This is a genomic window from Pseudomonas sp. TUM25319, from assembly GCF_056388475.1.
Window position 1 is genome coordinate 5077808 of record NZ_CM150751.1, and the last position, 20755, is coordinate 5098562.

Annotated in this window: 12 protein-coding genes and 1 pseudogene; 11 read left to right on the plus strand and 2 right to left on the minus strand. The window is 55.1% G+C overall.

Going from position 1 to position 20755, the window contains the following annotated elements:
• Positions 1 to 84 precede the first annotated feature (84 nt).
• Positions 85 to 2460 (minus strand): phosphoenolpyruvate synthase, encoded by a 2376-nt coding sequence (gene ppsA / locus AC05QJ_RS23120; protein ID WP_476743584.1) that lies wholly within the window; start codon positions 2458 to 2460, stop codon positions 85 to 87.
• Between the two features lie 188 nt (positions 2461 to 2648).
• On the opposite strand from ppsA, the gene ppsR reads away from it, so the two are divergent.
• From ppsR to AC05QJ_RS23175, 11 genes and pseudogenes are all read left to right on the plus strand, one after another.
• Positions 2649 to 3467 (plus strand): posphoenolpyruvate synthetase regulatory kinase/phosphorylase PpsR, encoded by an 819-nt coding sequence (ppsR, locus tag AC05QJ_RS23125; RefSeq protein ID WP_075804000.1) that lies wholly within the window; start codon positions 2649 to 2651, stop codon positions 3465 to 3467.
• Positions 3468 to 3805: 338 nt separating this feature from the next.
• Positions 3806 to 4606, plus strand: coding sequence for an HNH endonuclease (locus AC05QJ_RS23130; RefSeq protein WP_476743585.1), 801 nt, complete (start codon positions 3806 to 3808; stop codon positions 4604 to 4606).
• Between the two features lie 28 nt (positions 4607 to 4634).
• Positions 4635 to 4865 (plus strand): annotated as a pseudogene (locus AC05QJ_RS23135) (integrase domain-containing protein); the annotation flags it as partial.
• Complete coding sequence (locus AC05QJ_RS23140; protein ID WP_476743586.1) at positions 4862 to 5224, plus strand: hypothetical protein; 363 nt, start codon at positions 4862 to 4864, stop codon at positions 5222 to 5224. The pseudogene AC05QJ_RS23135 and the gene AC05QJ_RS23140, both read left to right, overlap by 4 nt.
• A gap of 239 nt (positions 5225 to 5463) precedes the next feature.
• A complete protein-coding gene (locus AC05QJ_RS23145) occupies positions 5464 to 8757 on the plus strand; it encodes a helicase-related protein (RefSeq protein ID WP_476743587.1) in 3294 nt (1097 codons plus the stop codon).
• Positions 8754 to 9443 carry a DUF4391 domain-containing protein gene (locus AC05QJ_RS23150; RefSeq protein WP_476743588.1) on the plus strand — a complete coding sequence of 230 codons (690 nt, stop codon included), beginning with the start codon at positions 8754 to 8756 and terminating at the stop codon, positions 9441 to 9443. Before AC05QJ_RS23145 ends, AC05QJ_RS23150 begins: the two co-directional genes overlap by 4 nt.
• A 23-nt stretch (positions 9444 to 9466) precedes the next feature.
• The gene (locus AC05QJ_RS23155; RefSeq protein WP_476743589.1) at positions 9467 to 11344 is read left to right on the plus strand and encodes a site-specific DNA-methyltransferase; all 1878 of its coding nucleotides are present in this window, start codon (positions 9467 to 9469) and stop codon (positions 11342 to 11344) included.
• Positions 11345 to 11357: 13 nt separating this feature from the next.
• Positions 11358 to 14498 carry a type III restriction-modification system endonuclease gene (locus AC05QJ_RS23160; RefSeq protein WP_476743590.1) on the plus strand — a complete coding sequence of 1047 codons (3141 nt, stop codon included), beginning with the start codon at positions 11358 to 11360 and terminating at the stop codon, positions 14496 to 14498.
• Positions 14499 to 14956: 458 nt separating this feature from the next.
• Positions 14957 to 15940 (plus strand): hypothetical protein, encoded by a 984-nt coding sequence (locus AC05QJ_RS23165; RefSeq protein ID WP_476743591.1) that lies wholly within the window; start codon positions 14957 to 14959, stop codon positions 15938 to 15940.
• Positions 15941 to 16005: 65 nt separating this feature from the next.
• Positions 16006 to 18384 carry an McrB family protein gene (locus AC05QJ_RS23170; RefSeq protein WP_476743592.1) on the plus strand — a complete coding sequence of 793 codons (2379 nt, stop codon included), beginning with the start codon at positions 16006 to 16008 and terminating at the stop codon, positions 18382 to 18384.
• Between the two features lie 13 nt (positions 18385 to 18397).
• The gene (locus AC05QJ_RS23175; RefSeq protein WP_476743593.1) at positions 18398 to 19750 is read left to right on the plus strand and encodes an McrC family protein; all 1353 of its coding nucleotides are present in this window, start codon (positions 18398 to 18400) and stop codon (positions 19748 to 19750) included.
• A 507-nt stretch (positions 19751 to 20257) separates the two neighbouring features.
• Here AC05QJ_RS23175 and AC05QJ_RS23180 read toward each other — a convergent pair.
• The gene (locus AC05QJ_RS23180; RefSeq protein ID WP_476743594.1) at positions 20258 to 20554 is read right to left on the minus strand and encodes a DUF3077 domain-containing protein; all 297 of its coding nucleotides are present in this window, start codon (positions 20552 to 20554) and stop codon (positions 20258 to 20260) included.
• Positions 20555 to 20755: the final 201 nt, after the last annotated feature.

Here is a 20755-nt window from a genome sequence, read left to right on the forward strand (position 1 = left end):
CGTCCTTCAATGGACACGCCCTGAATGAAACGGTTGGGGCGGTCGTTGCCGGAGTCCGACAGACGACCGCGCCCGCAACGGCGATCAGATCGCGCCTTGACCTTCGGCCAGGAAGAACCAGGTTTCCAGTACCGAGTCCGGGTTCAGCGAAACGCTTTCGATGCCCTGCTCCATCAGCCACTTGGCCAGGTCCGGGTGGTCCGACGGGCCCTGACCGCAGATGCCGATGTACTTGCCGGCCTTGTTGCACGCCTGGATGGCGTTGGCCAGCAGCTTCTTCACCGCCGGGTTACGCTCGTCGAACAGGTGCGCAATGATGCCCGAGTCACGGTCCAGGCCCAGGGTCAGCTGGGTCAGGTCGTTGGAGCCGATGGAGAAGCCATCGAAGTACTCGAGGAACTCGTCCGCCAGGATGGCGTTGGACGGCAGTTCGCACATCATGATCACACGCAGGCCGTTTACGCCACGGCCCAGGCCGTTTTCGGCGAGCAGGTCGACCACCTGGCTGGCTTCGCCCAGGGTACGGACGAACGGCACCATGATTTCGACGTTGGTCAGGCCCATCTCGTTGCGCACGCGCTTCAGCGCACGGCATTCCAGCTCGAAGCAGTCACGGAACGACTCGCTGATGTAACGCGACGCACCACGGAAGCCCAGCATCGGGTTTTCTTCTTCCGGCTCGTACAGCTTGCCGCCGATCAGGTTGGCGTATTCGTTGGACTTGAAGTCCGACAGACGCACGATGACCTTCTTCGGCCAGAATGCTGCGGCCAGGGTGCTGATGCCTTCGACCAGCTTCTCGACATAGAAGTCGACCGGGTCGTTGTAGCCGGCGATGCGCTTGTCGACGCTGTCCTTCAGCTCTTGCGGCAGGCCCGCGTAGTTCAGCAGCGCCTTGGGGTGCACGCCGATCATGCGGTTGATGATGAATTCCAGACGGGCCAGGCCGACACCGGCGTTAGGCAGCTGGGCGAAGTCGAAGGCGCGGTCCGGGTTGCCGACGTTCATCATGATCTTGAACGGCAGATCAGGCATGGCGTCCACCGAGTTCTGGCGGATATCGAAGCCCAGCTCGCCTTCGAAGATGAAACCGGTGTCGCCTTCGGCGCAGGAAACGGTCACGCCCTGGCCGTCCTTCAGCACCTGGGTGGCGTTGCCGCAACCGACCACGGCCGGAATGCCCAGCTCACGGGCGATAATTGCCGCGTGGCAGGTACGGCCGCCGCGGTTGGTCACGATGGCGCTGGCGCGCTTCATCACCGGTTCCCAGTCCGGGTCGGTCATGTCGGAGACCAGCACGTCGCCTGGCTGGACCTTGTCCATCTCGGACACATCGTGGATCACGCGGACCTTGCCGGCGCCGATGCGCTGGCCGATGGCACGGCCTTCCACCAGGACGGTGCCCTTCTCTTTCAGCAGGTAGCGTTCCATCACGTTGGCGCTGGCGCGACTCTTCACGGTTTCAGGACGGGCCTGAACGATGTACAGCTTGCCGTCGTCACCATCCTTGGCCCACTCGATGTCCATCGGGCGCTCGTAGTGCTTCTCGATGATCATCGCCTGCTTGGCCAGCTCCGCCACTTCGGCGTCGCTCAGGCAGAAACGGGCGCGGTCGGCCTTGTCGACATCGACGGTCTTGACCGAACGACCGGCCTTGGCTTCTTCGCCGTAGACCATCTTGATGGCCTTGCTGCCCAGGTTGCGGCGCAGGATGGCCGGACGGCCGGCTTCGAGGGTGTTCTTGTGGACGTAGAACTCGTCCGGGTTCACCGCGCCCTGCACGACGGTTTCACCCAGGCCATAGGCACCGGTGATGAACACCACGTCGCGGAAGCCCGACTCGGTGTCGAGGGTGAACATCACGCCCGCCGTTCCGGTTTCCGAACGGACCATGCGCTGCACGCCGGCCGACAGGGCCACCAGCTTGTGGTCGAAGCCCTGGTGCACGCGGTAGGAAATGGCGCGGTCGTTGAACAGCGACGCGAAGACTTCCTTGGCGGCGCGGATCACGTTGTCCACACCACGGATGTTCAGGAAAGTTTCCTGCTGACCGGCGAAGGAAGCATCCGGCAGGTCTTCGGCAGTGGCGGAAGAGCGCACGGCCACGGCCATGTTGTCGTTGCCGTTGGCCATTTCGGCGAAGGCGGTGCGGATCTCGGCGTCGAGGCGCGCCGGGAACTCGGCGTCCATGACCCACTGGCGAATCTGCGCACCGGTCTTGGCCAGGGCGTTGACATCGTCCACATCCAGGGCGTCGAGCGCCTCGTGGATCTTCGCGTTCAGGCCGCTCTGCTCGAGGAAATCACGGTACGCCTGAGCCGTAGTGGCAAAGCCGCCGGGGACGGATACACCGGCGCCCGCGAGGTTACTGATCATCTCGCCCAGGGATGCGTTCTTGCCCCCCACATGCTCCACATCATGGACGCCGAGCTTATCGAGGGAAACTACGTACTCTACCAAGGTGATCTCTCCACTAACTGTATTGGAAAAGCTCAGGACGCCGGCAAATCCCCCGTGGGACCGGCCGGGCGCTTGTGGCCTGGACCTGGAAAATAAGTGAGAATGCCGACGATGTCGTTACGATGGCGTTCGGCAAACCGAACCTATCATATCCAAGAATCGTCACCAGCTTAAGGCCCATGGCGCAAATGAAACGATCTGCTTTCTTCATTTCCGACGGTACCGGCATCACGGCGGAGACCCTCGGGCAAAGTCTTCTAGCGCAGTTCGAGAACATTCCGTTCAACAAGTTCACGCGTCCGTACATCGACAGCGTCGAAAAAGCGCGGGTCATGGTCCAGCAAATCAACGCTGCGGCCGAGCGCGACGGGGTGCGGCCGATCATCTTCGACACCATCGTCAACCAGGACATCCGCGAGATCCTGGCGACCTCCAATGGCTTCATGATCGACATCTTCTCCACGTTCCTCGCCCCGCTGGAGCAGGAGCTGACCGCCCATTCGTCGTATTCCGTGGGGAAATCGCATTCGATCGGCGGCAACTCCAACTACATGGAGCGGATCGAGGCGGTGAATTTCGCGCTGGATAACGATGATGGGGCGCGGACGCATTACTACGACAAGGCGGACCTGATCCTCGTCGGCGTGTCCCGCTGCGGGAAGACGCCGACCTGTCTGTACATGGCCATGCAATTCGGGATTCGGGCGGCGAACTATCCGCTGACTGAAGACGATATGGAGCGGTTGCAGCTGCCGGCGGCGTTGAAAAAGCATCAGAACAAGCTGTTTGGGTTGACGATTGATCCGGATCGCCTGACCGCCATTCGGCATGAGCGCAAGCCGAACAGTCGCTACGCCAGCTTCGCCCAGTGTGAGTTCGAGGTGCGGGAAGTGGAGAATCTGTTCCGGCGGGAGAATATTCCGCATATCAACTCCACGCATTTTTCGGTGGAGGAGATCTCGGCGAAGATTTTGGTGGAGCGGGGGGTGGAGCGGCGGTTTAAGTGATTGGTCGTGTCAGTGCAGCCAACCGCCCTGCCCGCCTAGCCTGTGCTGCTACGTCGAGAACGCTGCCCCAGAAAGCACCGCAGTTCAGCCCACTGTGGGAGCTGGCTTGCCAGCGATTGCAATGGTGAATTCAGTACTTTGAGCACAGGCATGCCACCGAGCCTCAACGGCAAGACCACCATCGAAAAGACGTCCACGGACGTCTTTTTTTGCGCCTGAAATCGAACCATTGGCCTGCGAGATAAATGGCACCAAGCCATCATTCGCATTGAAACGTTTACCGGTTTTCGCGACGATAGGAAAACTCCTACATCGATCAGCGAAAAAGGTCTGCACTCGTGGCAATCAAAGCGGTATCCAAGGAAGCAATCCCGCAGGCGGAGCAAGACGAGCCGCTGCAGAAATCCCAGTCCAATCCTCCCTGGACCACCGACGAGCTAATCCTTGCGCTTGACCTCTATTTAAGACATCCCCGCTCCTTGCCCGACAAAAATCACCCCGAGGTCCAAGCGCTCTCTCAATTGCTGGGCAAGATTGGAAAGACGCTCGGCCTCAATAAAGGAGGCAGCTTCCGTAACGTCAACGGCGTTTACATGAAGCTGGCTAACTTCCGCCACTGGGACCCAATTTACATCGAGAACGGCAGAATGGGCCTCGCCAAAGGCAACAAGAACGAGAAAGTGGTGTGGGATAAATTTGCTGGAGTTCCCGACGAGCTCGCCACCACAGCGAACGCCATTCGCAATGCCATTGAAAGCGCATCGCCCGACTCCGCAGCGTTAGCCGGTACTGACGAACCAGATATTGTGGAGGCCGAAGAAGGTAAGGTGCTGACCCGCCTCCACCGTTATCGGGAGCGCAGTCGTGCTCTCGTCGATGCCAAGAAGAAAGAGGTATTGCGGAAAAAGGGATGTTTGAAATGCGAAGCGTGTGGCTTCAACTTCGCTGAAGCGTACGGCCCTACAGGGGAAGGCATTATTGATGTTCATCACACCAAGCCTGTCCACACCTTAAAGCCCGGAGAACGGACGAAGCTTTCTGAGCTTGCTCTTCTTTGCGCTAACTGCCATCGGGTAATCCACTCAAAACGTCCGTGGTTGAGTGTGGAACGGGTCAGAGAACTGAGGGGCGGGACATAATTTTTTCGGCGCGGGTAAATGTGCTGGCCCTGCGCGGGATATCCTGCATGCACACAACCTCAAAGGCTTCCATCAGCTACGAGCAGCATACGCAGGTGAGCACTTTGAGCAAATCACCCAACACCCCGCGCCAATCAGTGGCGGCCAATGTTGCCAGGTAGATAGACACCTAGATCGTGAGGCCAGAAGGCAAATCAGCTATGAGCTGGGGCATGGTCGGATCGACGTCGTCGCGGCCTACATTGGTGGGCGGGCATGAGTAAGCCATTCGACATGGAGCTGTTCTTGGCTGGGGTTCTGACCGGCTCGCACGCAACCCGGCAACACCATTTGCGCCAAGCGAAAATCATCCAATCTGCAATTGCAGAGCGATGGCAGAGTAAAACGCCTTGGGGTTGGAAACGGAAGCATCTGGTTTGGTTTATCGAACATCGCTTGAGCGAACGCAGCGAAAATACGCGGTACTACTATATGCTCACGATACAACTGCTCGCTCGTAGAGCAGGTACGGCATGGGCGCTCAAAACCGGCAGCGAGCCGTCTGATAGAAAGTATCGACAACGAAAGACTTTGGGCTATCCCAAACCCTCAGGCCCCTCGCCACCCTTGTGCCATTAGGCAATAGCAAAGAGCAGCAAATTTGCGTGACAATAGGTCCAGCATTTGCCTCATGAAGCGCCCCTAGGACGAGACTCTGTCTACCCGCAGCTCATAAGGCGGCAAGCGGTGCAAATGGCTGTTCAAAACAAACGCCGCTCCATCGCGCTGTATGGGCGAGGTGCTGATCCTGAACTACGCGCAGAAGAATGGCTTCAGAGCCGATGCGCAGCCACCGGATGGAATGAAGAAGGGAAGCGATGGAACTCATTGATAACATCAGTCGCCTCCTTGGCGATGACCTGAAGCAGACGGTCAGGCCGGGAGCGCGATTGAAGATCGCCGCGTCCTGCTTTTCGATGTACGCCTTCGAGGCCCTGAAGGCGGAGCTCGAGAAGCTCGAGGAGCTGAACTTTATATTCACCTCACCAACCTTCGTTGCTAACGAAGTCACCGACAAAATCCGCAAGGAGCGTCGAGAGTTCCACATTCCAAAGGTGGGTCGTGAGCGAAGCTTGTATGGTAGCGAGTTTGAAATCCAGCTGCGTAACAAGCTGACCCAGCGCGCAATTGCCAAGGAATGTGCAGACTGGATTCGGCGCAAAGCCCGCTTCAAGAGCAACCGGACTCAGGCCCCCATGCAGCAGTTCGCCTGCGTACAGTCCCGCGCTGGCGACTCGGGCGATACTGCTTACATGCCATTGCATGGTTTCACCGCAGTTGACCTCGGCTACCAGCAAGGCAATGCCATGTCGAACCTCGTCAACAAGATGAATGAGCCGACCTTTGCGGCCACTTATCTCAGCTTGTTCGACCAGATCTGGGACGACCCAGAGAAGCTGGAAGATGTGACGCAGCAAATCTGCGATCACATCGCCTCGGCGTACCAAGAAAACTCCCCCGAAAGCATCTATTTCCTGATGCTCTATAACATCTTCAGCGAGTTCTTGGACGACATCGACGAAGACGTGCTCCCCAATGATCGCATTGGCTACCAAGACACGCTGGTCTGGCAGAAGCTCTTCAACTATCAGAAGGATGCCGCCACCGGCATCATCAACAAGTTGGAGACTTACAGCGGCTGCATCCTGGCCGACAGCGTTGGCCTGGGCAAGACCTTCACTGCGTTGGCAGTGATCAAGTATTACGAACTGCGAAACAAGTCGGTGCTAGTACTATGTCCTAAGAAGCTAGCCGGTAACTGGTTAACCTATAACAGCCCGCTCAAAACGAATATTTTTGCGGCAGATCGCCTCAGTTACCGCGTTCTGTGCCATACAGATTTGGGACGCACCCGAGGTGAATCATTCGGCCTACCTTTGAACAATGTCAATTGGGGTGGTTTCGACCTTGTGGTCATCGACGAATCTCACAACTTTCGCAACAGTGATGCCTACAAGGACAAGGAAACGCGCTATCAGAAGCTGATGAACAAGGTCATCAGGGAAGGCGTGAAGACAAAGGTGCTGATGCTATCAGCAACCCCTGTCAACAACCGCTTTGCCGATCTACGCAATCAGTTGGCTTTGGCCTACGAAGGTGATTCGGAAAACCTCAGCAAGAAGCTCAAGATCAGCACGAGTGTGGAAGAAATTTTCCGGAGCGCACAAGCTGCGTTCACCGTATGGTCGAAGCTACCACCAGAGGAGCGCACCGCTCGCGCTATCCTAGACTCTCTGGACTTTGATTTCTTCGAGCTGCTGGACAGTGTGACCATCGCTCGATCCCGCAAGCATATCCAGACCTTCTACGACACGAAAGACATTGGCCAATTCCCAGAGCGTCGCAAACCGCTTTCCTTCCATTGTCCGCTGACCCAGCGCTCGGATGTATTAGACTTTAACGAGATTTTCGAGCAACTGTCCCTACTTAAGCTGTGCGTTTATACACCGGCCGGCTATATCCTTCAAAGCCGGGTCAAGAAGTACATCGATCTGTATAACGCACAATCGGGTGACAAGAAGGAAAACCTCAGCTTGTACGGGCGCGAGAAGGGCCTGCAGGCACTGATGACTACGAACCTGCTCAAGCGCCTAGAAAGCTCGATCGAATCGTTCCGGCTCACATTGCAGTCCCTGCGTGGCAACCACGTCAATACGCTGGCGACTATTCACCGCTTCAATGAAGGCGGCGGTGTCGCCACAAATTCTTCCGAGGTGGCTGACCTCACCGACGTCTTGGAAAACCTGGAGGCAGAAGACGACGATCTGTCGATGCTGAACGGCGGTGAGGTTGGCGGCAAAGTTAAGATCAGCTTGGCTGACATGGACTTGCCCTCCTGGGAGCATGACCTGAGCGTTGATCTGGCGATCATCGATGCCTTGCTGGCCTCAATGAACAAGATCACCCCCGAGGACGACGCCAAGCTCCAGCACCTTAAGGCACTTGTGTTGGAAAAAATCGCTAACCCGATCAACCCCGGCAATAAGAAGATCATCATCTTCACGGCCTTCGCCGATACTGCTGACTACCTCTACGCCAATCTCGCTCCGGGGTTGCTGGCTCAGCAACAACTTCACAGTGCCAAGGTCACGGGGGCTGGCTCCCCCAAATCCACGCTGAAGAAGAGCTACGACTTCCAGGAGCTGCTGACCCTGTTTTCGCCGCGCTCCAAGTCGAAATCTCAAGTGCTCCCTCAAGAGCCAGCGGAGATCGATCTGTTGATCGGCACGGACTGCATATCCGAAGGACAGAACCTTCAGGATTGTGACTATCTGATCAACTACGACATCCATTGGAACCCGGTCCGCATCATTCAGCGTTTCGGGCGTGTTGACCGGATTGGCTCTACCAACAGCAGCATCCAGTTGGTGAACTACTGGCCCGACATCTCGCTTGACGAGTACATCAATCTGAAAGAGCGAGTCGAGAGCCGGATGATGATCGCTGACGTGACGGCCACAGGCGACGACAACGTGCTTTCCGCGCAGGCCAACGATGTCACCTACCGCAAGGAACAGCTGCGCCGCTTGCAGGAGGAAGTGATTGAGCTGGAAGACCTGAAAACTGGCGTGTCGATCACCGACCTCGGGCTCAACGACTTCCGCATGGACCTGCTCAACTACGTAAAGGCATATGATGAACCTAGCCATGTGCCTAACGGTATGCATGCCGTGGTCCCCGCGAATCCCAGCTTGGGCTTGGAACCGGGTGTGATCTTCACCTTGCGCAACCGCAACCCTGGGGTGAACGTCAGCCAGCACAACCGGCTACACCCATACTACCTTGTCTATATCGGCCACGACGGCGCGGTGATCAGCGATCACTCCGAGGTCAAGCGCCTTCTGGACCTTGTGCGCAGCGGCTGCAAGGGCCGCCCCGAACCCATCTCCATGGCCTGCCAATCCTTCAATAAGGAAACGAGCGACGGCAGGAACATGCAGCTGTACTCCGGTCTGCTGAGCAAGACCATCCGTTCCATCATTGAGGTAAAGGAAGAAAAAGACCTGGACAGCCTGTTCAGCGGGGGCAAGACCACGGCACTGACTAATACCATCAGCGGCCTAGATGATTTCGAACTCATCACCTTCCTGGTGATTCAGGAGGCCGGATGAACAGAAAGGTGACTTCGGCCAAGCACTTGGCCCTGATCAGCTATCCCAAGCAGGCGAACTTTGGACGTGTTCTGCCCAAGAGCAAAATTTACGAACGCAGCGGGGCTAATACGCGCCTGAAAGACCTGTTCGTGGAGCAGGTCGAGCAAATCATCTGGCAGTACAAGCTCGCGCCCGAAACCGTCAACCTCCCCGCGAAGCCTGGCGTACCGGAGGTGCAGGTTTTCCGCATTGTTCTCAAGATGGAGGGGTTGTCCGTCGATGTGCTGAAGTGCATCGATGATGCCGTGCAGTTCCCCATCCTGTTCGAGCTGGAGCACGAGGACAAGATCAAGGTCATCGCCGCTCACAAGCGCCCCAGTGAAGCGGACGCCAGTAAACGGGTGATCAGCGATTACTTTTCGACCGCATGGATAGCGGCCAACAGCGAGCGTGATGAAATGCCCGTGGTACTGGACTTGGCGGGGCTCTACGAGGCCTTGCTGCAACGCCTGATTCCGTTGGCTCCACGTGCCCAAGAAAACTTTGCTGCCTTGGTCGAGCGCATGGAGGCTTTGAGGACCAAGCAGCGCGAAATTGAGAAAGTCCGCGTCAAGCTGGCGAAGGAAAAGCAATTCAATCGCAAAGTGGAGATAAATGCTACTTTGCGTCGGCTGAGTAACGAATTTGAGGAACTGAGCCACTGAAATCCGTGGTTCAAGAAAAGAATATGAACAAACTGAAAATGCATTCTCCCGATCTGACGAAAGACAACATTGCTCGTATTCGTGAGCTGTTCCCCGGCTGCGTGACCGAGACCCAAGTGCGAGACGGAAGCGTGAAGCTGGCCGTGGATTTTGACCAACTGCGCCAAGAGCTATCGGAATCAATCATAGAAGGGCCTCAGGAGCGATATCACCTGAATTGGCCGGGTAAGCGCGAAGCGCTACTGACGGCCAATGCGCCGATTGCCAAAACGCTTCGCCCTTGTCGCGACGAAAGCATGGACTTCGAAACCACAAAGAACCTTTTCATCGAAGGCGACAACCTGGAAGCGCTCAAACTGCTACAGGAGACCTATTTGGCGAAGGTCAAATTGATCTACATCGACCCACCGTACAACACGGGGCGCGACTTCATCTATGACGATGACTACAGCTCGGATATCAAGGGCTACCGAGTGACCACCGGGCAGGTGGACGAAACGGGAAGCCGGCTAGTGGCCAATACTGAAGCAAATGGGCGATTCCACTCCGACTGGCTTAGCATGATCTACGCCCGGCTGCGTCTGGCGCGCAACCTGCTAAAGGACGACGGGGTAATCTTTATCTCCATTGACGACCACGAAGTGGACAACCTGCGTAAGGTTGCCAGCGAGGTGTTCGGCGAGGAAAACTTCGTCGCGCAGGTAATTTGGCAGAAGGTATTCTCCCCAAAGAATAGCGCCCGCTGGTTCTCGGAAGATCACGACTATGTCCTAGTGTATGCAAAGAATGGAGATAGCTGGACGCCGCGCTTGCTACCGCAAACGGAAGAAATGATTGCCCGATATAAGAACCCGGACAACGATTCACGAGGCCCTTGGACATCGAGTGACCTAGCTGCCCGAAACCGCTACGACGCGGGTCTCTATCCTATCACGTGTCCTTCCGGTCGAATAATTGATGGCCCACCCACAGGAAGGTATTGGTCTATTAGCAAAGAAACCTTCTCGGCGCTCGATAAGGATAATCGAATTTGGTGGGGCGCAGGTGGCGACAACATGCCGCGCCTCAAACGGTTCTTGTCCGAAGTTCAGCAAGGCCGCGTACCTCAAACTCTCTGGTTCCATGAGGAAGTGGGCAATACTCAGAATGCCAAGAAGACTCTGCTGAAGTATGTTCACTTCCAACAGACCGAAAACGTACTGAATTCTGTGAAGCCGGTTGAACTGTTACAACGTGTACTGCAGTTGGCCGGACAGCCAAGCGATGGCGACATCGTCCTCGACTTCTTCAGCGGAAGCGCATCTACCGCCCATGCCGTAATGAAGCAAAATGCTGAAGACGGCGGCAACCGGCGCTTCATAGGTGTGCAAATCGCTGAGCCGCTGCCCACCCCAGAGCTTGGCATGGCCTCAATCTTCGAAATGGGCCTGCAGCGCGTGCGCAATGTGGCCCAGGAGCTGCGACAGCAACATGGCACGGGGGAGCAGGATCTAGGCTTCCGGGTGCTGAAGATCGACTCATCTAACATGGCCGATGTCTTTTACGCGGCTGATGCGTTAGAGAAGCTCAACATCGAAATGTTTGTTGACAACATCAAGCCGGATCGCACACCTGAAGACCTTCTGTTCCAAGTAATGCTGGACTGGGGCGTTGATCTGGCGCAGCCCATCTCCAAGCAAGTGATCCAAGGGAAAGAAGTCTTTTTCGTCGATGGCAATGCATTGATCGCCTGCTTCGATGCCCATGGTGGCATCGATGAAGGCTTCGTTAAGGAACTGGCGAAGCATCAACCGCTGCGCGTGGTTTTCCGCGATGCGGGCTTCAGAGACAGCGCCATAAAGATCAATGTTGAACAGATTTTCAGATCGCTCTCCCCTTCCACCGAAGTGAAATGCATCTAAGGGGGGGGTGGCAATGAAACTGAAATTCAAGACGCAGCCCTACCAAACCGCTGCCGTTCAAGCAGTGGTGGATTGTTTCAAGGGACAAACACCGCAGCATGGTGGACTTCGCTATCGTCTGGACCCTGGCGTGAAGAAGGCGACACCGGCGAGCCCTCAATCTGATCTCGATCTAGAAACTGAAACGGTCGCTGACCAAGAGGCAGCCTTTCGTAATGCGGATTTGGCCTTGTCCGAATCTGCCCTGCTGGACAATATCCAGCAGGTGCAGCGCCTGCAGAACCTACCTGTTTCGAGATCGCTTGATGACTACTTCACTATCAACGGAAACAAGGAACGCGTTCCTGCCACGAAACAGTACACAGACAGCGCTAAGGCTACATCCAAAATCCATCTCGATATCGAGATGGAAACCGGCACGGGAAAGACCTACTGCTACATTAAGACAATCTTCGAGCTGAACAAACAGTACGGCTGGAGCAAGTTCATCATTGTCGTGCCCAGCATCGCCATCCGTGAAGGGGTGGCGAAGTCGCTAGAAATCACGGCAGATCACTTTCTGGAGACGTATCATAAGAAGGCCCGCTTCTTCATCTACAACTCGAAGGCGCTGCACCATCTAGAGAGTTTTTCGTCCGATGCCGGCATCAACGTGATGGTTATCAACGTTCAGGCTTTCAATGCGACGGGCAAGGATAACCGCCGCATTTACGAAGCCCTCGACAACTTCCAGTCACGTAAGCCAATCGATGTGATCAGCGCCAATCACCCCATCCTCATCCTGGACGAACCCCAGAAGATGGAAGGCGGCAAGACGCTGGATTCGCTGGTTAATTTCAAACCATTGATGGTGTTGCGCTACTCCGCGACACACAAGACCACGCACAACAAGATTCACCGCCTGGACGCGTTGGACGCCTACAACCAAAAGCTGGTCAAGAAGATCTCCGTGCGCGGTATCTCGGTGAAAGGCTTAGCCGGCACCAATGCTTACCTTTACCTGCAAGGCATTGATGTTTCCACCAAGAAGCCGCCTGAGGCGCGTGTGGAGTTCGAGCAGAAGCTGGCCAGCGGCCAAATCAAGCGCGTGGTGCGCAAGCTGTCCAAGGGTGACAACCTCTTTGTGTTGTCGAATGAGCTGGACCAGTACCGTAGCTATGTGGTGTCAGACATCAATGCCATTACCGACACCCTGAGCTTCACTAACGGCATCGAGCTGCAGGTAGGCGAAGCAGACGGCGACGTGAACGAGGCCGCGCTGCGCCGCATCCAGATTCGAGAAGCGATCAAGGCCCACTTCGACAAGGAACAGGCTCTGTTCCAGCAGGGCATCAAGGTGCTTACGCTGTTCTTCATCGATGAAGTCGCCAAGTATCGCGACTACAGCGCTTCCGACGAGAAGGGCGAGCACGCCCGCGTGTTCGAAGAGGAATACCAGCTCTACCTGAACGAAGTGCTGGATCTGGACGAAACGCCCTATATCAAGCACCTCAAGGGCATTGCAGTCGAGAAAACCCACAGCGGCTACTTCTCAATCGACAAGAAAACCAAAAGATTGGCTGACCCTGATGTAGAGAAACGTGGCGAAAACGCCGGCCTGTCGAACGATGTTGACGCCTATGACCTGATCCTGAAGGACAAGGAGCGCCTGCTGTCCCTGAGCGAGCCTGTCCGCTTCATCTTCTCGCATTCGGCCCTGCGTGAAGGTTGGGACAACCCGAACGTGTTTGTCATCTGTACCCTCAAGCACAGTGACAACACGATTTCACGCCGTCAGGAAGTGGGGCGTGGCTTGCGTCTTTCAGTAAACCAGCATGGCGACCGGATGGATCATTCATCCATCGTTCACGACATTAACGTGCTGACCGTTGTGGCGAGTGAGAGCTACAAGGACTTCGTTGCGGCCTTGCAGAAGGACATCCGCGAATCTCTATCGGCTCGTCCGCGTGCGGCCGATAAGGCTTACTTCACCGGTAAGGTACTCAACACAGCCGAAGGGCCGATCACAGTTTCCGACGATCAAGCCACGGACATCGAGTTCTACCTGATCCAGAACGGTTACGTCGATAAGAAGCGCAACATCACCGAGAAGTACCATCAGTCCAAGAAGGACGGCACGCTGCAAGCGTTACCGGAAGAACTGCTGCCGCACGCCGAACAGGTTTTCCAGCTGATCGACAGCGTGTTCAGCGAAAGCCAAATCTTGCAGCCCGAAGATGGCCGCAAGGCGAAGAAGCTGGAGCCCAACGCCAACTTCGAAAGGCAGGAATTCAAGGAGCTTTGGGCCAGGATCAATCGAAAGGCAGCGTACAGTGTGCAGTTCGATTCCCAGGAGCTTGCCGCCAAGGCAGTCAAAGCCCTGGATGAGCATCTGCGAGTGACGCCATTACAGTACACCATCCAACGTGGAGAACAGTCCGCGCTGGCCACTTACGACGGCGTTAATAATGGCTCCGCCTTTGTGTTGAATGTTACGGAAACAGAGCTGAACGCCCACTCCATCCATTCAGCAGTGAAGTACGACCTGATTGGCAAACTGGCCGAAGGTACACAGCTCACGCGGCGTAACATCGCGGACATCCTGAGCAGCATCAATGTGGCCGTGTTTGCCCAATTCAAAACCAACCCTGAGAGTTTCATCGCCGAAGCGGTTCGATTGATCAACGAACAAAAGGCGACGGTGATCATCGAGCACCTCGCCTACGACCCGGTCGCCGAGCAGTTCGACTTGGACATCTTCACTGCTGGGCAGACAAAACAGGACTTCAGCAAGGCCGGGGACAAGCTTCAACGACACATCTACGACTATGTGCTGACCGACTCCAACATCGAGCGGGAGTTCGTGAAGGAACTGGATACCTGTACCGATGTGGTCGTCTACGCCAAGCTGCCGCGTGGTTTCCTGATCCCGACCCCTGTGGGCGACTACAATCCGGACTGGGCCATCTCCTTCAAGGAAGGGGCAATCAAGCACGTCTACTTCGTGGCCGAAACTAAGGGCTCCATGTCATCGATGCATCTCACACCCATTGAGCAGACCAAGATCGACTGTGCTCGGAAGTTCTTCGACGACATCAACAAAAAGTACGCTCCAGAGAACGTGAAGTACGACGTGGTGAACAGCTTCGGCAAGTTGATGGAGTTGGTGAAGTGACCTGTGAGAGGCAGAAATTGAGCTGCAACTGCTGGCGTGGGTCCGGAACAAGAAAAATGTAGCCTTCGAAGCAGTTCTCTCCATCACATGCCGAGCTATCTAAGGCGGGTAGTTTCGAAATAAGGGCTGACCTGCAAAGGGCGGCCCTAATCAGCAGCAAAGTCGTATTTGATATATGTAACCGTCCGCCCATTTCACCATGCGTAAGTCAAGATGGCATCTACCCATGCAGCAGCAACAATAGACGAAAGCCTCGCACAAACCGTTTAGCCATGCATTGCTATGCTCTCGAGCGCCGAAGCAGATAAAGACCTAGAGCGGATCGAGGTCCCTGCGAACGGTGGTGAATTCGACCTGAAGTTGTTTGCCAGGTAAGGTCTCGAAGCTCACATCAGAGGCGTGCACAGTAACCACCACAAGAACCCCACCCAGCTACACGTAATTAAAGATGAGTAAGCATGAAGTATATTTTTAACGCTCAGTTCCTAAAAGTGCTCCCTCCCAACACATCCTTTGGTGATGCGTGGGACTCTTTCTGCTTGTCGTTGCTGCGGAAAGAAGATGGCCACCAGCACTATCTATCATTAAAAGCCCCAGATCGTGGAATTGATATACTAAAGCGCAGCGATAACACTGCCATCCAATGTAAGGCAGATGAGCGCGGGGCTTTGGGAACGCTATCCCCGTCATCTAGTATTGAATCTCTCAAAACCGCGATACTCCACAGACACTCAATTGAATGGATAAAATATTCCTTTGCCACTAACGCAGACTATTCTGGAGACGGATTTATCAAGATAATTACCGAAGCTGAAACACTTGGCTTAAAAAAAGATAACATTGAATTTTTAGGGCCTGATTATTGGTCAGACCTATGCGAAAAGCATATAGACGCAGTTAAACACCTTCTTGACTATCGCCTTACCTACACAGAAGCGGAAGTCGAGGAAGCCTTTAAAAAAGCAAGATACTATGATAGCTATATTACCAAATACGTCGGACTAATCAGCAAAGATAGCTTCAATATCGAGATAGCCAATAATAGAACCCCCATTATTCTCGCCATCCCGTTTGCACCAAGTTTAACTGTCAAGCAATGCTTGGATGTAGCTAAGTCACTGCTAGGCTTGACGTTGGAGACGGAGCACTATAGTGATATTGGCACATCAGCTTCGCCAGGACTTTCCCTAACACTAGATCAAAAAGCGCAATCGTTTGACAAAAAACTTGGCGATTTCAGTGAAGATGAACGAAAACGGCTAAAACTATGGGTGCAAACGAGATATTCGCTCGACGAAAGGTCAAAAAATAGCGATAGCGCCATGTTTGAATTGATGTATAAAACGACCACGACAGCTTCAAGAGAGGAGTCCAAGAAAAAAACCATTGAACGCTTTAATAAAAGCATTGAGGATAGAATGTGGCGCTCGGTAGCCACTTAAGTCAGCTCATCAAGGCCAGTTTTCACAAATATTCATTAGCCCATTGTCGAAGGGATTTGAGTACCATGGCAGACTATTTCACCCGTGACCATTTCGAGCAGTCAAGCAAGTGGGCAAAACACAAACGTGACGAGTCCAACTCCGAGCAGAACCAAGCTTACGAAGATCTAAAAAAGGCCTATGCCGTTACACAGGCATGGGCGGACAAGCTCAAGGCCGAACTTTTTCCTGTTGGCCGTGTTGAAATTCGCAAGCGCCCCACCAACCAGGGTAATCATTTCTCTGGGTACACCTGGGCGAAAATCTACCCCTCTCCGGAAGCACCGAAGGAATTGGCCTTTACCGTAGGTATCGATGCCGACGACGGCTTTGTGGTCAAGATCGATACCGTCGGGCTGGGCGAATCCAGTAATCCTCGCCAAGCCTATCTAGCGCTGCGCGGGGACTATCACAACGCCCCCTTTGTAACCACATTGCCCGCAAGCGAAGGTGCGGAGTTAACGCTAGACCAGCTGACCGCATGGAGCGCCGAAGCAATCCGCAACTTCAAGGTACGCTATGAAGAGGTCGTAGCCAAAATGGGCCTGGGTAAATCTCTCGGCGACGAAGATCTGCTTCAACACTTCGACAGCAAGCCTGCATTCCAGAATTTCCGTGCATCATGGTCGCCAGAGGAAAAAGCGCGCTTCTGCCGGCTGGCGCGGGCTGTCCATATGGCAGGCTTGGATTGGTGGCACTCGAGCAAAGGTATCCAACTGCGATTTGGCCGCAAGAACCCCGGTAGCGAGCGTGCGGTCGGTGTACTTGGAATAGTCCGTGGTATGCGAGTGCGTAAGCTCTCGTGGAAACGTGAGGTGGCCGCGCTCCCCATCCTCGACCGTGCACCGCTCACAGACGAACTGCTCGGGAAGATAGAGGCGTCCCTGGTCGACAAGCATGATTTGCCCGAAGACTGGCTATTGCATGAAGCCGAGCGGCCGGGTCTTTGGCCAGATCAATTACGGGACGATCCTGTTGAAAGCAGCGATGAACCTGACGAAGAAGACTCTGATGAGCCTGATGCAGTGAGGCTTCCACTCAATCGTATCTACTACGGCCCTCCTGGCACGGGCAAGACCTACGAATTGTCCAAGCTGCTGAAACGGGAATATGAGCAGGCCACGGCCTCCGTTTCCAAGGAGGCATGGCAGAATCAGTTTGTGAGCGGTAGGATTGCGCGCCTTACTTGGTGGGAGGCGGCGGCGGCAACGCTGTACCAGCTAGGAGGGAGAGCACGTGTCGACGCAATGCTTGAACACCCGTTCATGAAATCGATGGCCGCCGCCAAAAGTACGAACAAGAACATAAGAAACACTGTTTGGAGCGTGCTTCAATACCATGCAGTAGAGCCCTCCGAAACCATCAAGATGAGCAAGCGAATGGCACCGGCTGTCTTCGACAAGCTAGCGGACTCGTCTTGGATATTAACGGGAGACTGGACGGACGCAGCGGCCGACTTGAAGCAGCTGGTAGACGAATACAATGCCGGCCCCCCTTCAGCGGACTATATCAAGCGCTACAGTTTCGTAACCTTCCATCAATCGTACGGTTACGAAGAGTTCGTGGAGGGACTGCGGCCTGTTCTCGAAGGCGATGCAGAGGCCGGCGAAATTCAATACGAAATCCGCGCAGGCGTCTTCAAGGACTTGTGCCGAAAAGCACGCATGGCGCCAAACCAACAGTTTGCGATGGTGATCGACGAGATCAACCGGGGAAACATCAGCAAGATCTTCGGCGAGCTGATCACCTTGATCGAACCCGATAAGCGCGAAGGCGCAGAGAACGCCGTCTCGGTAACGTTGCCGTATTCCGGAGAGAGTTTTTCGATACCTGCCAACGTCGACATTATTGCCTCCATGAACACGGCAGACCGGTCCCTCGCGTTGCTGGACACTGCCCTGCGTCGCCGATTCGAGTTTGTACCGTTAATGCCGAACGCGGGCGACGAGCCAGGGGCACCACTTGCGAGCCTTCGGGTCAGCCTGGGGGAGCAGGTAGTCGATGTGCCTCGCATGCTTGCTGCCATAAACCAGCGCATCGAAGTGCTGTACGACCGCGACCATTGCATCGGCCATGCATACTTCACCGCACTTGCCCAGGTGCCCGATGGAGAGTTGCGCTTCGTAGCCCTGCAAAAAGTGTTCAGCATGCGGATTCTGCCCCTGCTTGAAGAATACTTCTTCGAAGACTGGCAAAAGATCCGCCTTGTCCTGGCGGACAATCAGAAACCCCACGCTGCAAGCTTCATCGTTGAGGGGGATGATCCGGAAGACGATCTGGCTCGCTTGTTCGGAAGTGATCATGGCATGGACAGCTACTCCACGAAGCGCCACTACTCACTGCAGAAGGCTGCACTCTACAACCCGGATGCCTACATCGGCATCTACAACACCTTGTCGACCTGAAAGGCGCAGGCACGTGAGCGGAATATCGATCTATGAATTTGACGTGTTGATCCCTACGACGTCGGCAGCCTCGCCGCCCGAGGAGTTACACACTATCCCGGCCGTGGTGTACGAATGGCTTGAGCGCCAGTGTCTGCTCGCCTCCAATGACAACAGGCCAGCCTGGCTGCGCCTGACCCAACGGCGTGGCCACCGCGCCGTTCAAGTCACGAGTTTCGTTGGCGTGATACGTGCGCCAGACGGTTACCAGATCGAGGTATTGCCAAAGGTCGGAAAAGTAATAGGTGCAGGTGCATTGAAGGCACGTCAGCTTTTGATTGAAATGCTCTGTTGCCTTCAAACATTTCGCCACCTACGGATGGACCCGGCCAAACTCGCGGCGGCCCGAATGCCTTTGCTGGAAATATTTATCGGCGAATTCCTGAGTGCAGTCGGACATGTCGTCAAACGAGGGATGCGCAGCCATTACGCCACTGAGCAAGGCAACCTCTTTGCCCTTCGCGGCAAGCTGGTAATGGCCTCTCATCTGCGGCAAAACCTTTATAGGGCGGACCGATTCTTTACAGAACACGATGAATTCTCGATTGACCGCCCGGAAAACCGTTTGCTGCATACCGCATTGCAATGTGCGCTGAAATTGACGACGTCTCAGGCACACCAGCAGCTGGCCCGGGAGCTGCAGTTCGTCTTCGCCGAGGTCCCCATTTCAATTCAGCCCAATCTGGACTTCCAGCGGATACGCCTTGATCGGGGTATGGGTTACTACGAAGAAGCCCTTGCTTGGTCGAAGCTGATCCTGGATCAGCAGTCCCCTGTGACCGGTCACGGAGGTAACACGGCTCCTTCCCTGCTATTCCCAATGGAGGCCGTATTCGAAGCGTTCGTCGCCAAGCACCTCACGAAGCAACTGACGAGACCGCTTCATCTGAAAAGCCAAGCGCGCAGCCATCACCTGGTTCGCCATCGAGAACAGAATTGGTTTTGCCTAAAGCCAGACCTGTTGATCAAGAATACCCAGACAGCTCTGCTTGTGCTCGACACAAAGTGGAAACTGCTAGATGGCCAGAGGGCCAATGGGGCAAAAAAATATGACCTCGCGCAAAGTGACTTCTATCAATTGCAGGCTTATGGGCAAAGCTACCTAAATGGGGTTGGGGATGTAGTGCTGATCTATCCCCGGACTGAGGCATTTGAGCAGCCACTGCCAGTTTTCGAGTTTCCCAGGACAAAGGGGCTACGATTATGGGTACTGCCGTTTTGCTTGACGTCACGTCAGCTACTAATCCCAGACAATGCACTGTTCAAAACGGTGTTCAAGGATGCTTGTGAACCCCTTAACAATAGCATTGGCAATGATCAGCATTAACCCGCTTGAACGAGGCGCAGAAGGCGATCATCGAAGCCGACATTTGCATGCTGAATGGGTAGCTTGTGGTACCAAGCCGCAAGGTCCCGATGAAATACGTGCTGCGGCGCTACCACATCGACCCGCGCACCTCGCAACCAGCCCCCCCCAAAAAAACCAGCAGATCGTGATCAAAACCTCAAGGAATGCGCCCTTGGCTGATGAACGACTGGTCCAGCCAGGCCCAGGACGCCGCGGACGGCCGGCATTTTTATAGATCCGATGCCGACTCGTTGATGACGCGTAGCTCCAACAGCGCCGTCCATCGGAATCCAGGCAACGCAGCGTTCCAACCGGTATTCCAAGCAAGTTGACCAAACAATTATTTACTAACTCAAACAGATAGATACCGACTTGTTTCAGATTACCCCGGCCCGGACAATTCCAAGAGGCCGCTAATGAGAATTCTGATCCCCCTTCAAAAACAAAACGGGCCGCTCACGCGGCCCACATCTCATCCAAATAAACTCACCGCCCCACCTTCCCCCCAGCCACCCCACCCAACAATGCCTCCACCAACGCCTGCGAAATCTCCAACGAATGATTAGTAGCCCAGGCCAACCCACTAACCGCCCGGTCCACCTGCTCACACAACTGCGTATTCGTCTCAAACGCCGACTTCAACGTCATCGACAGATGCACCAACGCATCCTCGATATCCACCCCTTCGCAAACCGCGAACAGCGGCTTGTGGCTCTCATTACACGCACCAAATTTGATATGAACGGTGGCAAGCCGAGGCGGGTCTGGAACGATCTTGTTCATTGTGCAACTCCTTGATAGTGGAGCCGCCACATCACGTGACCAAACGATTAGGTGGCAGCTGTACGCAGGTTGGTCAACCGGACTCAAGGCAACCCGGCGCACTCGAAAGTGCCCCGCGCACAACCGCCATAACGCAGACCAGCAGGCAGAAAATGCCCGCTGAAAAGGAAAGGCCGCCAAAGCGCGCCATTGAGTTCCGGG